The following is a 13,381-nucleotide window of genomic DNA, read 5'->3' as shown; positions in this document are numbered from 1 at the left end:
TCGTCAGCCGCCCCGGCTCAGGCTGCGCCGCGCCTCTTCCATGACTAGTTGGGTGATATCGCGCGACAGCAGCGGTTCGGTTTGCCAGTGGTGCCAGTAGAGTTTGACGGGCACCGGGTGCGCGGGCGCCAGGTCGACCAGCGCGCCGCAGTCCAGCTGCGCCTGCACCTGCCGCGTCGGGACCATGCCGTAACCGGCGCCCATGTCGATCATGTCGAGCACCGCCGGCAGCGAGGGCGCGTAGTGTTTGGCGTAGCGTTCGATGGTGAAGCCGAACCGTTCCGCCAAAAAGATATCGTGCAGCGCGTCCTTGCGGTTGAGCAGGATGGCCGGCGCCGCCAGCACCGCCTGCAGCGTGATCCCGTCCGGGAAATGCGCCGCCGCGAAGGCGGGACTGGCGATGCAGCGGTATTCCATCTCCCCCAGCGGTTCGGCGACGAAGCCCTGCGCCGCCCGTGCCGCGCTGGAGACGCAGCCGATCACCTCGCCGCGCGTCAGCAGCGGGAAGGTGTGGTCGACGTCGTCGACGATCAGTTCGAGCGCGACGCGGCGTTGCAGCAGCAGCAGGCGGACCACCTCCATGAACCAGGTCGCCAGCGAATCGGTGTTGACGGCAATCGCCACGGCGACCGGCTTGCCCAGCGCCGGATCGGGCAGCAATTCCTGCAAGGTCGCGTCCTCCAGCAGGCGCAGCGCCTTGACGTGGCGCAGCAGCACCTCGCCGCGGCCGGTCGGCACCACCGGCTTGTCGCGCACCAGCAAGACCGTCGCCAGCGACTCTTCCAGCGCCTTGATGCGCTGCGACACGGCGCCGCGCGAGACGTTCAGCACGCTGGCGGCGCGTTCGAAGCTTTGCTGTTCGACGACGGTGGCAAACGTCTCTAATTGATCGCGGTCCAAGAGCTATCCATCCTCGGCTAAATGGGCATTATTGCACGTCCGTCCGGCGTCGGAAACGGCGCCATGCTCAGCTTGCGGCGGCGTGGGCGGCAAGCGGCTTATCCTTGTACTGCGCCCACAAAATCGCCGCCAGCATGACGGCGAAACCGGCCATTTGCTGGCCCGACGTCGCCTCGCCCAGCATCAGCACGCCGCCGGCAACGGCGAACAGGGGTTCGAGGTTGAAGATCATCCCGACGGTGAAGGGCGCGACGATGCGTTGCGCCCAGGTTTGGATCACTAGCAGCAAACCAATCACGTAAAAGCCGCTGCCGAAGGCGACCAGATGCACCGATAAAGGGTAGTCCAGCAGCGCCGCCAGCCCGGTCGGCAAGAGCAACCAGGTCAGCGCCGCGCTGACGCACACCTGCACCGTGACGAAGGCCGGCCCGCTGGTCCGGTGCGCGCCTTTGGCGTTGGCCACGATGTGGATGGCGTTGAAGAAGGCGGCGGCCAGCACCAGCAGGTCGCCGGCGCCGATGCGCACCAATTCGCCGCTTTGCAGCGTATCCATCGACGCCCAGACCAGGCCGGCCATGGCCAGCAGGCCGCTGAGGAAAACCGCGACGCCGGGCCGTTCCCGCTCCACCATCGCGGTGACCAGGGGGATGAACACCACCGTCAGCCCGGTGATGAAGCCGGCCTTGCCCGACGTCGTGTGCGCCAGGCCGGCCGTTTGCAGGTAATACACCAGGAACAGCACGACGCCGGCGCCGAGGCCATACCACCATCCGGCGACCACCTCGCTGCGCGCGCGGCGGACAGCCGGGCGTTGCCGCCGCTGCCAGCACACCAGCGGGATCAGGAAACACAGGGCGTAGATGAAGCGCAGCAGCAGGAAGCCGGCGACCGGCGTCGTGCTGACGGCGAGCTTCACCGGCGCGAACAGCAGGCCCCAAGTCGCGGCGATCCAGACGAGTATGAGCACGGCCAGCTTGCGTGACGCGTCGGACGGGGCGGGGCGGGGATTGGCCATGATCGGGTGCTTTCAAAAGGTAATGCGGTTCGTTCAGTTAGCGTGTCGCAGGTCGGATTAGCCCACCGGGCGTAATCCGACAATGTTGGCCGAAGCGAGACGCGCGCCAGCCCAGGCCAGCCATGCTAGCGAAAAAGCAGCCGCCAATACGGCGGTTTAGCAACTTTGCCGGGCGCGCATTCTTTTTAAACCCGCGAAAAAATAGCGTTTTTTCTTAACCCCTTTTGCGGCCGTGCCACGTTTAACTCTTCGACGCCGCCATGTCGCGCGGTCCGACGCAGCACTGAAAGAAGAAGGAGCAGCCTCCATGAACAAAATAATCGCCGCCGGCATCGCGCTGGCGCTGGCCGCCTTGCTGGCGGGGCCGGCGGGCGCGGCCGACACCGCGCCGAAAAAGACGCTGACCGCGTTTGCCAGCGACGCCGCGCTGCACGACTTCATCAAGCGCTACGCCGACGAGCAGCGCGCTGCCCAAACGCGCCAGCGCGCCGGCGCCCAGGCCGAGTCGTCCGGCATGCCGCCCACGCCCATGCCGATGTACTCGCCGACCAAGAGCGCGCCGGCGCCCGCGCCGGCCGGTGCGCTGGCCTCGGCGGCGGCCGACTCGGTGACCAATACCCAGACCGCCGGCGTCGACGAGGGTGGCATCGTCAAGGTGCACGGCAAGCACCTGGTGATGCTGCGGCGCGGCCGCCTGTTCACCGTCGACATCGGGCGGGGCCAGCTCAAGCCGGTGGCCTCGATCGACGCCTTCGCGCCGGACGCCGACCCGGCCGGCACCTGGTACGACGAAATGCTGATCTCCGGCGACACGGTGGCCGTGATCGGCTACAGCTACCGCCGCGGCGGCACCGAAATCGGCCTGTTCGACATCGACGCCGGCGGCGCGCTGGCCTACCGCGCCACCTACCATATGCGCTCGAACGACTACTACTCGTCGCGCAACTACGCCAGCCGGCAGATCGGCAGCAAGCTGGTGTTCTACACGCCGCTGTACCTCGACCCGTTCCAGCGCGAGCCGTTCGACGGTTTCCCGGCGCTGCGGCGCTGGCGCCCGGACGCGACGCCGGCGGACTTCAAGCGCATCGCCCCGGCCACGCGGATTTACCGCACCGACGACCCGCTTGAGCCGGACGCCGGCCTGGCGCTGCACACCGTCACGGTATGCGACCTGGCCAGGCGCGAGATGAGTTGCGAAGCGAGCGCCGTGCTCGGCCCGCGCGGGCGCGTGTTTTACGTCTCGGGCCAGTCGGTGTACGTGTGGACCACGCCGGCGGCGCGCGCACGCGGGCAAGGCACGGGCGGCTCCGGCCTGTTCCGCATCCCGCTGGACGGCGGCGCGCCGAGCGCGCTCAAGGTGGCCGGCGCGCCGGTCGACCAGTTCTCCTTCCTCGAAAGCGGCGATGGCCACCTGAACGTGCTGGTGCGCTCCGAGGGCGCCGGCGAGGCCATGTGGTCGGCCGAGCGCGGCCGTGGCGAGCTGGCGCTGCTGCGCGTGCCGCTGGCGTCGTTCTCGGACGGCCGCGACGGCGCGCCCGCCGACAGCTACAAGGCGCTGCCGGGCATCGGCGGCTACAACGTGCAAAACCGCTACGTCGGCGCCTACCTGCTGTACGGCGGCGCGCAGCGCGGCTTTGCCGACGCCGACGCCGACGGCCCTCGGCCGCGCCAGCCGCTGCACGCGGTGCGCTGGGACGACGCTGGCGCCGCGCAAACGCTGGCGCTGCCGCACGGCGTCGAGCGCATCGAGGCGCTGGGGGAGAACGCCGTGGTGATCGGCTCGGCCGGCGCCGATTTGCATTTCACCAGCGTCAGCCTGGGGCGCGAGGCGGCCGTCGCCTACCGCTACGTGCGCGCCGACGCGGCGCAAAGCGAGTCGCGTAGCCACGGCTTCTTCTACAAGCCGGCCAGCGCCGACGAGGGCATGATCGGCCTGCCGGTGCTGCACGCCACGCCGACGGTGCGCGGGCGCGTACCGGCCCAGGCGGCGTCCGTGCTCTACCTGCGCAACAGCGCCCTCAAGCTCGACGAACTGGGCGCGCTGCAGTCGCGCCCGGCCGGGCCGGACGACGACGGCTGCCGCGCCTCTTGCGTCGACTGGTACGGCAACGCCCGGCCGCTGTTCCTCAACGGACGCGTGTTCGCGCTGCTGGGCTACGAACTGGTGGAAGGGCGCGTGCAGGACGCGCGGCTGCGCGAGACGCGCCGCGTCAGTTACGCGCCGCCGCCGCGCGCGCCGCGCTGAGATGGCGCCGGCAGGCATGCCCGCGTTGTCGGGCCCGCGCATCTCGGCTACACTGGCCGGCATGCCTGCCACCCTATCGGATGAACATTTAATGCTGAGCTACCGCGCCGGCGACCCGCTCGCTTTTAAGGAGCTATACCGGCGCCACAGCCAAGGGCTGTACCGTTTCGTCGCGTGGCGCTGCCCGCGCCAGGCTTGGGTCGACGAGATCGTCCAGGACGCCTGGGCCAGCCTGCACGACGCCCGCGCCGCCTACCAGCCGCAGGCGGCGTTTCGCACCTATCTGTACCAGATTGCCCGCAACCGCCTGGTCGACATCTTGCGTAAAAAAGAGGCGTTGACGGCCACCGACATGGCGCAGCAAGACGGCCAGGCCGAGTTCGAGCGGCTGGCCGACGCCGCCTACGAATCGCTGTCGCCGGAAGCGTCGCTGCAGCAGAAGCAGCGCCATGCGATCCTCCACGCGGCCATCCGCGGGCTGCCCGGCGAACAGCGTGAAGCGCTGGTGCTGCAGCAGTTCAGCGGCATGAGCATCGACGAGATCGCCGTCGTTACCGCCGCGTCGGCGGAAACGGTCAAAAGCCGGCTGCGTTACGCGATGCAAAAGCTGCGCGCCCAACTGCACAAGCTGACCGGTGAAGGAGCACCCGCGTGAGCTCCAAGGAAAACGACCACATCGAAGACGCCGAACTGAGGGCGCTGCTGCACACGCTGCCGCAGGCGGGGCCGTCGGCCGAGTTGGACGCCGCGATCCTGGCCGCCGCCGACAAGGCGCTGTACATCGAAGCGGCGCTGGACGCCGACACCGACCCGCGCGTCGGCAAAAGCCGGGTTTTCCACGCGCTGGCCGTGGAGAGGGAGGCGGCCAACGACGCGGCGATACCCCAGGCGGCGCCGCCGGCAAGGCCGGGCTTCCTGTCGCGCTGGAAGGTGCCGCTGGCGTTTGCCGCGAGCGTGCTGGTAGCCGTCAACATGATCGGCCCGCAGTGGTTCACGTCGTCGCCGCAGGAGTTCCCGGCAACGGTGGCGCCAATGCCGGCCGCCGCGCCGCCAGCATCAGCGCCGGTGCCGCCGCAGGCGGAGTCGGCGAAGGTTGCCGCCAGCCCGGTCCCGGTCCCGGCGCCGGCGCCGGCGCCGGCGGCCGGTTCCGCCGCGCGCGCACCGGTGGCCCGCCAGCGCGCCGCGCCGGAGCCAAGTCCGGTCGCCGCGCCGGTCGCCGCGCCGGTCATCGACTCGGTGCGCGAACAGCCAATGGCCGCCACGCGTCCCGAGATGGAACCCGCGCCCGCACCGATGGCCCAGGCGCGACAGGCGCCTGCCGGGAAGATGGCATTTTCAATGACCGCCCCGGCCCCGGTGGCAGCGCGTTCCGAGGCAAGCGGCGACGCGCCGAAGAACCCGCAGGCATGGCTGCTGGAGATCGAGCGGATGCTCAAGGCCGACAGATCGAAGGACGCCGTCGACGAATGGGAAAAATTCCGTCGCGCCTACCCCGACTACCCGGCGCCGCAAGAACTCACCGAACGGCTCCAGGTGCTGAAAAAATAAGCGCGCCCCCCGGACCCGAATTCGGGGTCAGACCCTTGGGGTGTGAGGTGTCCGGGGTTCCGCCGAACCGCCATCAGCCTGGATAATCAATCGGAAAATACTTGAAGCGTCCGGCCTCGCCCACCAGCTCGCCGGGTTTGGCCATCGACGACAGCAGCATCACGATATCGTCGCCGAGCGAGTCGGCCGCCTTGACAAGCAGGTCCGGCTTGCCGTCGCCATCGAGGTCCCCGGCCCACAACACATGGTCCTTGGCCTGCCGTGAATATTCGTCGTTAAATCCCACCTGCGGCAGCGCCTGGCGCTTCTCGCCGACTTGCAGCTCAAGCGACTGCGGCGGGCTTCCCTTCGACTTCGACGGCAAGGAGCGCAAGCGCATGGCGGTGCCGTCGGGCAGATCGACGGCCCACTCCGCCGCTGCGGTTTTCTTGGTCCGCGCAGTTGCGCCCCGGGCCGCCGGATAATACGTTTTGACCGGGCCGGCGGTGAACTTGATGGTGTTCGCCGGCGCCCTGAACGGCTTGAACATCAGTAGCGTGCCGGCGCCCGGCGTGGGCAGCCAGCGCAGCTGCTGGCCGGGCGTGGTCCCGGCCGGTGCCATCAGCGAATGCGCCTTCGACGCGACCATCATGCCGGCCTCGGCGATCTGGCAACCGGCTGGGGCGCAACTCAAGGCCCACCAGCCCGCGCCGGATTTGAATTCGCGGCCGGGCAAATGCAGAACGCCGCTGGACATCCCGCTCAGCGCCGGTGGCAGCATGGCGACCGCGCCCGAGGTTTTCCGGCTGTATTCGTCTTGGGCCGCCGGCGCCAAGCCGCAGGCAAGCAGGGCGCAGGCGAACAGAGCGGATTGAAGCGATTTCATTTTCATCGTGTAAGGCCACCTTTCAAAACATCGGTCGCGCGCGCGTCCAATTCGGTAAAATTCCAGTCGAAAGGGGAGCGGAAAAATCTGCGGAAGTCATCCACCACCTGACAATCGCTCAATATAACAAAGGAACTCACAGTGGCGCTCAGTATTCGACAACACCTGCCTTGCGTCGTATTCGTCGCGGCGTTTCTCCCCACTGCGCAGGCGCTCTCGGCGGGACTGGATTGCGCCCTGGCCAAAACCGCTACCGAGAGCGCCATCTGCGTTGACGAGGAGCTGCAGCGCCTGGATAGCCGCCTGTCCCTGCTGTACGGCAAACTAGGCCGTGCGCAACCATTACAGCGCGAGGCGCTGCGGCAGGCGCAGTTGAGCTGGTTGAAAGCCCGTGACCGCTGCGGCGCGGATACGAGCTGCATTACGCAGCGGTATCAAGAACGGATTGACGCGACGAGCGCGCCGCTGCGCGACGCCGTCGCCTACCAGCCCGACAGCGAGGACCGGCTGGCATTGGCGGAGCTGCGTCAGGCCGTCGACGCGATGCGCCAATCCGATCCCGAGTTCGCGCTTGAAAAAGTCTTGAGGCGCATGCGGATCAAGACGGGAACGACCTCGTTCTCGAATGTGGCGAACGACAAGGAGCAGGACGCCGGCAGGCAGTTTCCCCGGATTCGTCCGGCCGGCGTGACGCAGGACGAATGGCGGGCCTTGCTGGACTCCAAAATCGACGGCGGTGGCGAGAACGGCTCGGCGGGCTATACGCTGGTCGACCTCGACGGCGATGGCCGGCGCGACCTGGTGCTCGACTCCTACGTCGGCGGCACCGGTTTGTTTTCCTACACCAGCGCCCTGCGCCGCGACGGCGGCAAATTCACCGGCGTCCACCGGGGCGCCGAAGACGATGTGGACGCCGCCGAAGGGCCAGGCTATCTGTTCTCGACCAACGGCCGCGGCGCGAACCAGTCGGGCCACTGGATTCGCCTGCGCGGGCGCGTCTACGCGGCGTATCAGGTCGGCTATTACGGCGTAGATAACATCTATTTGCTGCGGCCTTTGACGGTCGTCGGCAAGGTGCCGAAACTCGCGGTTCACTACCGCTATCAACTCGCCGTGCCAAAGATCCAGCGAAACGAAGAAAAAGGCACGACGACGGCGCTGGACGATGCCTTGCACGCGGCGTTGACGCGGGCGCTCGGCCTGGTGGGAAAGGAGCGGGCAAACGACGTCGGCAATGGGGAAAAACCGTTGTGCCCGGTCCCCGACGCCGCCGGCGACGACGAGCGCGCCGCGTATTCCAGTTACGGCCCCGGGCACTACACCTATGAAATCGCGGCGGACGTGCCGGTCTGGGTGGGGCGGCAGTGCTATCTCGGTCGCTTGGTCGACTGGTTTGGCGGCTATTCCGCCGAAGGGAAGTTGTACGCGCAGCTGTGGATGCGCAAGCCCGGCGAGGCCGGGGACGCGCAGCGGCAAACATACGACGTCAAGGGCGTGCGCGCCGCCATTCGGCTGGAGACCTCGATGGCCAAGGTCGAAGGCGATAACGGCGCGTAGCCACGGCCTCATTTGCCGGCTTGGGCAAGGTCGCCGCTGAAGTTTTTCCCGCGCTCCCACAGCGCGCTGGCGACGAAGACGGCGGCGCCCGCCCACATCACGGCGGGCAGGGCGTTGATGCCGGCCGACTGCATCAGCACGCCCGTCAGCAGCGGGCCGCCGCCGCTGGCGAGGCCCCAGGTGGCGTTGACGATGGCGCTCGCCGACGTCAGCGAGTGGCCGCTGAAGCGCTCGCCGCAGGCCACCAGCGAGAGCATGTAGATGGCGCCGGCGAACGCGCCCAGCAGCAGCAGCAGGGTCCACCACAGCCACGGCGTGCCGACCGCGAACGGCAGCAGCGGCAGCAGCAGGCAGACCATCACGCCGCACGCGCTGTGCACGCGGGCGCGGCCGAAGCGGTCGGCCAGCCAGCCGAAGGCGAATTGCAGCGCGGTGTCGCCGACCAGGATGACGCTGGCCGACAGCAGCGCCAGCTCGGCGCCCATGCCGTGGCGGATCGCGTACAGCGGCAGCAGGCTCAGCGCCAGCGTGTCGAACAGCGCGAAGAAGGCCGCGCCGACGACGATCATCGGCATGCGCGGCAGCAGCAACTGCCAGCGCACGCGCCCGGCGTCCTCCTCGCCTCCCGCCCGCGCCGGGCCGCTATTGGAGATCAGCGCCAGTCCGGGCAGGGCGAACAGGAACAGCGCGCCGCAGGCGGCGAAGCTCCAGGCGATTTTGTCGTTGAACGCCGCCACCAGCGCCGGTCCGACCAGCTGGAACAGCGTGAAGCTGGTGGTGTACATGGCCACCACGCGGCCGCGCGAATTGTCCGGCGCCAGACGGTTGACCCAGGCTTCGCCGATGGTAAACAGCACGCCCATGGCGGCGCCGAAGACCAGCCGCAGCAGCGCCCAGGCGAGCAGGTTGTCGGTGGTTTGCATCAGCGCCGTCGACAGCGCGCCGGCCCAGACCGCGCCGACCATCGTCGCGCGCGGCCCGAAGCGCGCCACCCAGCTGGAGACGAACGGCGACGCCGCCAGGATGCCGACGGCGCTGACGGCGGTGATCATGCCGATCACGTCGGTGCCGACGCCGCGCTGGTCCAGCGTGAGCGCCGTCAGCGGCATGGTCGCGCCCAGCCCCAGCCCGACCACGCCGATGCTGACGACCAGCGCGAAAAAGTCCTTCCACGGCAGGTTCTTCAACGCCGCACCCCGGACTGTATCACCGCCGCCAGCAGCTTGCCGTAGTAGGTGATTTTCTCCGGCGTGACGTAGGCGTAGCCGACCAGCAGGCCGCGCCGCACCGGCGGCGCCAGGTAGTAGGTCGACAGCGCCTTCACCAGGATGCCCGATTCGGCCGCCAGCGCGCTCAGGGCGACGTCGTCGGCCCAGTCCGGCAGTTCGACCACCAGGTGCAGCCCCGACTCCTCGCTGGAGATGGTGACGCTTTGGCTCAGCTGCGGCCCCAGTTGCGCCACCAGCGTGCGCCGCAGCATCTCGCGGCGGGCGCCGTAGATTTGCCGGATCTTGCGCACGTGGGTGGTGAAGTGGCCCAGCGCGATGAAGTCGGCCAGCGCCGCCTGCACCATCAGCTGGCCGGGCCGCTGCAGGTCGTACAGCGCGCTCTTGAACGGCGCGATCAGCGCCGGCGGCACCACCAGGTAGCCGACCTTGATGCCGGGGTACAGCACCTTCGAGAAGGTGCCCATGTAGACCACCCGGTTGTCGGTGTCGAGGCCCTGCAGCGCCGCCAGCGGCCGGCCGGTGTAGCGGAACTCGCTGTCGTAATCGTCCTCGAGTATCCAGGCGTTCTTGCGCACCGCCACGTCGAGCAGTTCGCGCCGGCGCGCCAGGCTCATTACCGCGCCGGTCGGGTACTGGTGCGACGGCGTCACGTAGATCAGCCGCGGCTCGGTGGCCAGGTCGCTCTCGTCGAGCGCCATGCCGTTGGCGTCCACCGTGATCGGGTGCAGCAGCAGGTCGCGCGCCTGGAACACGCGCCGCGCGCCCCAGTAGCACGGGTCCTCGACCCAGGCGGTGCCGCCGACGTCGGCCAGCAGTTGCGCGCACAGGTCGAGCGACTGCTGGGTGCCGGCGGTGATCATCACCTGCTCCACCGACACCTTCACCGAGCGCGAGATGCGCAGGTATTCGGTGATGGCCTGGCGCAGCGGCAGGTAGCCGCCCGACTGGCCGTAGTCGAGCAGGTCGGCGCGCGCTTCGCGCCAGACCCGGTTTTGCAGGCGCTGCCAGAGCTTGAACGGGAACGAGGAAAAATCGGCGTCGCCCGGCGCGAACGGCTGGATTTCAAAGCGCGCGCCGGCGGCGAAGGCGGTGATTTCCTCGCCGCGGCGCGACAGCGGCGCCGCCGCGCGCGCCGCGCGCGCCGCGAAGGCCGCCTCGCTCAGGGCGCTGGCGCCGGCGCCGCGGTGCATGCTGGCGCTGAGTTCCTGCAGGTCGGCGACGTAGGTGCCGCTGCCCAGCGCGGTGGTGACGTAGCCTTCCGCCGCCAGTTGCTCGAACGCGGCGATGACGGTGTTGCGGGCGATGCCGAGGTCGCGCGCCAGGTCGCGGCTGGACGGCAGGCGGGTGCCGGCCCCCAGCATATTCTGGTGGATCGCGGTCTTCGCCGCCTCGTACAGGCGGCGCTGCTGCGGCAGGCGCGGGTGGAATTCGGGCTGGGCCAGGGTGGCTGACAGCAGGTCGGCGGCGGGGGACATGGGTTTAAAGTGGTTCCATTGATTTTAAACAAGTGGCACTCGTAATAATACCAAATAACGCATATGATGAAATTACTTTCACTGATTCAGCAAAAAATGATAATTTAGCTGGGTACGGTGAAGTTTGAATAGTGGCTCTATCTGGATGATCATTTGAGGGGGATCGCTTCCCCAATGATGGCTTCAATGTGTCAATAAACAACAATACGGACAAAATAACCACCATGCGCCGCCCCATCGTCATCGTCCCCGCCTGCGTCAACCAGATCGGTCCGCACGCCTACCACACCGCCCAGGACAAATATCTGCAGGCCGTCGTGGTCGGCGCCCAGTGCATGCCGCTGGTGCTGCCGGCGCTGGGCGAGGCGGCCGACCTGGCGGCGGTGCTGGCGACGGCCGACGGCATTATGTTGACCGGCTCGCCGTCGAACCTGCACCCCAGCCATTACGGCGAGGACGTCTACGACGCCAGCCTGCCGCAGGACGCCGCGCGCGACGCCACCACCCTGCCGTTGATCCGCGCCGCGCTCAAGCTGGGCATTCCGTTGATCGCCGTCTGCCGCGGCTTCCAGGAGGTCAACGTGGCGCTCGGCGGCAGCCTGCACCAGGCGGTGCAGGAAGTCGGCGGCATGCAAGACCACCGCGAAAGCGCGGGCCTGAGCCTGGATCAGCAGTACGGCCCGGCCCACCGCGTGGCGCTGGAGGCGCACGGGCGCATGGCGCGGATACTCGGCGGCGCCGCCGAATTGATGGTCAACTCGCTGCACGGCCAGGGCATCGCCCGGCTGGCGCCCGGCCTGGTGGTCGAGGCGCGCGCCGACGACGGGCTGGTCGAGGCATACTCGGTGGCAGCCGCGCCCGGCTTCACGCTGGCGGTGCAGTGGCATCCTGAGTGGCGCATCGCCGACAACCCCGATTCCATGAAGTTATTTCTCGCGTTCGGCCAAGCGTGCCGGAATTATCAAAACAAAAAACAGGGAGGCGTATGACAACCTACGAGCAGTGGGCGCGGCGTGTTCCTTAGCTATCCTCGCCAGCAAGCCGCCCAGCGCGCGTGCGGCCCTTCGGCCCCGCGTTTGATCTAGACAAATGAGAGAAATACATGGCAATTCGCGAGAACTTTACCTATACCGACATGGACCTGTGGCTGAACGAAAAACGGGTCACTGAAATTGAATGCCTGGTGCCCGATCTGACCGGGGTCGCCCGCGGGAAAATTCTGCCGCGCGGTAAATTCACCCAGGAGCGCGGCATGCGCATCCCGGAAGCGGTGCTCGGCATGACCGTGACCGGCAACTACCCGACCGACGACGCCGCCTACGACCGCGCCATCTCCGCCACCGACCGCGACATGATCCTGAAGGCCGACCCGACCACCATCACCATGGTGCCGTGGGCAACCGACCCGACCGCCCAGGTCATCCACGACTGCTATTTCGCCGACGGCGCGCTGGTCGACTTCGCGCCGCGCTCGGTGCTGCGGCGGGTCTTGAAGCTGTACGCCGACAAGGGCTGGAAGCCGGTCGTCGCACCCGAGCTGGAGTTTTACCTGACGGCCAAGAACATCGACCCCGACCTGCCGCTGAAACCGCCGATCGGCCGCAGCGGCCGCGCCGAAACCAGCCGCCAGGTCTACAGCATCGACGCCGTCAACGAGTTCGATCCGCTGTTCGAGGACATCTACGACTATTGCGAGCTGATGAACCTGGACGTCGACACGCTGATTCATGAAATCGGCGCCGGCCAGATGGAAATCAACTTCCTGCACGGCGACCCGCTGGGCCTGGCCGACAAGGTCTTCTTCTTTAAGCGCACGCTGCGCGAAGCGGCGCTGAAGCACGATATGTACGCCACCTTCATGGCCAAGCCGATGGCCGGCGAGCCGGGTTCGGCGATGCACGTGCACCAGAGCGTGGTCGACGCCAAGACCGGCTTGAACATCTTCAGCAACGCCGACGGCTCCGCCGCCGCCATCTTCAAGCACTACATCGGCGGCTTGCAGCGCTATATGCCGTCGGCGATGGCGATCGTCGCGCCGTACGTGAATTCGTACCGGCGCATCGTCCGCCACACCGCCGCGCCGATCAACATCCAGTGGGGCCTGGACAACCGCACCGTCGGCTTCCGCGTGCCGGAGTCGGGCGTGCAGGACCGCCGCGTCGAAAACCGCATCATCGGCGCCGACGCCAACCCCTACCTGGCGCTGGCCGTGACGCTGGCCTGCGGCTACCTCGGCATGGTGGAGCAACTGGAGCCGACCCCGATGACGGTGGGCAGCGCCTACGACCTGAAATTCGAACTGCCGCAGGGCCTGCCGGAAGCGCTGCACGCGCTGCGCGCCGAGGACAAGCTGCGCGCCGTGCTGGGCGAGCGTTTCATCGACGTGTACGCGGCGATCAAGGACTTGGAGCACCAGGAGTTCATGACCGTCATCAGTCCGTGGGAACGCGAGCACCTTTTATTGCACGTATAGGAACGTTTAAAAAATAACTTGCACATTTTGACTGGTCATAGCGGGCGCATTGCTGCGTTGTTTTCTGCTTGCAG

At 67.8% G+C, this 13,381-nt stretch carries 11 protein-coding genes; 6 read left to right on the top strand and 5 right to left on the bottom strand.

What is annotated here, in order from left to right; genetic code table 11:
* Positions 1 to 3 precede the first annotated feature (3 nt).
* The gene (locus ACFDR9_RS04520; RefSeq protein ID WP_409030221.1) at positions 4 to 900 is read right to left on the bottom strand and encodes an HTH-type transcriptional regulator ArgP; all 897 of its coding nucleotides are present in this window, start codon (positions 898 to 900) and stop codon (positions 4 to 6) included.
* A gap of 67 nt (positions 901 to 967) precedes the next feature.
* Positions 968 to 1,915 carry a DMT family transporter gene (locus tag ACFDR9_RS04515; RefSeq protein ID WP_409030220.1) on the bottom strand — a complete coding sequence of 316 codons (948 nt, stop codon included), beginning with the start codon at positions 1,913 to 1,915 and terminating at the stop codon, positions 968 to 970.
* A gap of 307 nt (positions 1,916 to 2,222) precedes the next feature.
* On the opposite strand from ACFDR9_RS04515, the gene ACFDR9_RS04510 reads away from it, so the two are divergent.
* The 3 genes from ACFDR9_RS04510 (at position 2,223) to ACFDR9_RS04500 (ending at position 5,708) form a co-directional block, all read left to right on the top strand.
* Complete coding sequence (locus tag ACFDR9_RS04510; protein ID WP_409030219.1) at positions 2,223 to 4,160, top strand: beta-propeller domain-containing protein; 1,938 nt, start codon at positions 2,223 to 2,225, stop codon at positions 4,158 to 4,160.
* Positions 4,161 to 4,251: 91 nt separating this feature from the next.
* Positions 4,252 to 4,815, top strand: a complete 564-nt coding sequence (locus tag ACFDR9_RS04505) for a sigma-70 family RNA polymerase sigma factor (RefSeq protein ID WP_409030218.1) — start codon at positions 4,252 to 4,254, stop codon at positions 4,813 to 4,815.
* Complete coding sequence (locus ACFDR9_RS04500) at positions 4,812 to 5,708, top strand: hypothetical protein (protein ID WP_409030217.1); 897 nt, start codon at positions 4,812 to 4,814, stop codon at positions 5,706 to 5,708. The genes ACFDR9_RS04505 and ACFDR9_RS04500 overlap by 4 nt, the downstream gene beginning before the upstream one ends.
* A 73-nt stretch (positions 5,709 to 5,781) precedes the next feature.
* Here ACFDR9_RS04500 and ACFDR9_RS04495 read toward each other — a convergent pair whose 3' ends face one another.
* Positions 5,782 to 6,579 (bottom strand): FG-GAP repeat protein, encoded by a 798-nt coding sequence (locus ACFDR9_RS04495; protein ID WP_409030216.1) that lies wholly within the window; start codon positions 6,577 to 6,579, stop codon positions 5,782 to 5,784.
* Between the two features lie 135 nt (positions 6,580 to 6,714).
* Here ACFDR9_RS04495 and ACFDR9_RS04490 point away from each other — a divergent pair, with 135 nt between their 5' ends.
* Positions 6,715 to 8,130 carry a lysozyme inhibitor LprI family protein gene (locus tag ACFDR9_RS04490; RefSeq protein WP_409030215.1) on the top strand — a complete coding sequence of 472 codons (1,416 nt, stop codon included), beginning with the start codon at positions 6,715 to 6,717 and terminating at the stop codon, positions 8,128 to 8,130.
* Positions 8,131 to 8,138: 8 nt separating this feature from the next.
* Here ACFDR9_RS04490 and ACFDR9_RS04485 read toward each other — a convergent pair whose 3' ends face one another.
* Together ACFDR9_RS04485 and ACFDR9_RS04480 are read right to left on the bottom strand one after the other, a co-directional pair.
* On the bottom strand, positions 8,139 to 9,317 hold the full coding sequence (locus ACFDR9_RS04485; RefSeq protein ID WP_409030214.1) for an MFS transporter: 1,179 nt from the start codon (positions 9,315 to 9,317) through the stop codon (positions 8,139 to 8,141).
* Positions 9,314 to 10,834 carry a PLP-dependent aminotransferase family protein gene (locus tag ACFDR9_RS04480; protein ID WP_409030213.1) on the bottom strand — a complete coding sequence of 507 codons (1,521 nt, stop codon included), beginning with the start codon at positions 10,832 to 10,834 and terminating at the stop codon, positions 9,314 to 9,316. Before ACFDR9_RS04480 ends, ACFDR9_RS04485 begins: the two co-directional genes overlap by 4 nt.
* Before the next feature lie 224 nt (positions 10,835 to 11,058).
* On the opposite strand from ACFDR9_RS04480, the gene ACFDR9_RS04475 reads away from it, so the two are divergent.
* Both ACFDR9_RS04475 and ACFDR9_RS04470 read left to right on the top strand, forming a co-directional pair.
* A complete protein-coding gene (locus ACFDR9_RS04475) occupies positions 11,059 to 11,823 on the top strand; it encodes a gamma-glutamyl-gamma-aminobutyrate hydrolase family protein (RefSeq protein ID WP_409030212.1) in 765 nt (254 codons plus the stop codon).
* A 113-nt stretch (positions 11,824 to 11,936) separates the two neighbouring features.
* Positions 11,937 to 13,307: a glutamine synthetase family protein gene (locus tag ACFDR9_RS04470; protein WP_017879388.1), complete on the top strand. Its 1,371-nt coding sequence runs from the start codon at positions 11,937 to 11,939 to the stop codon at positions 13,305 to 13,307.
* Positions 13,308 to 13,381: the final 74 nt, after the last annotated feature.

The sequence above is a fragment of the Janthinobacterium sp. CG_23.3 genome, assembly GCF_046115965.1.
In the GTDB taxonomy this organism is placed as follows: domain Bacteria; phylum Pseudomonadota; class Gammaproteobacteria; order Burkholderiales; family Burkholderiaceae_D; genus Janthinobacterium.
This window is presented reverse-complemented; position numbering and strand designations above follow the sequence as displayed.

Coding starts and splice junctions, on each gene's coding strand:
- ACFDR9_RS04515 (WP_409030220.1), bottom strand. CDS start 1,915: ATGGCCAATCCCCGCCCCGCCCCGTCCGACGCGTCACGCAAGCTGGCC.
- ACFDR9_RS04510 (WP_409030219.1), top strand. CDS start 2,223: ATGAACAAAATAATCGCCGCCGGCATCGCGCTGGCGCTGGCCGCCTTG.
- ACFDR9_RS04505 (WP_409030218.1), top strand. CDS start 4,252: ATGCTGAGCTACCGCGCCGGCGACCCGCTCGCTTTTAAGGAGCTATAC.
- ACFDR9_RS04495 (WP_409030216.1), bottom strand. CDS start 6,579: ATGAAAATGAAATCGCTTCAATCCGCTCTGTTCGCCTGCGCCCTGCTT.
- ACFDR9_RS04480 (WP_409030213.1), bottom strand. CDS start 10,834: ATGTCCCCCGCCGCCGACCTGCTGTCAGCCACCCTGGCCCAGCCCGAA.
- ACFDR9_RS04475 (WP_409030212.1), top strand. CDS start 11,059: ATGCGCCGCCCCATCGTCATCGTCCCCGCCTGCGTCAACCAGATCGGT.
- ACFDR9_RS04470 (WP_017879388.1), top strand. CDS start 11,937: ATGGCAATTCGCGAGAACTTTACCTATACCGACATGGACCTGTGGCTG.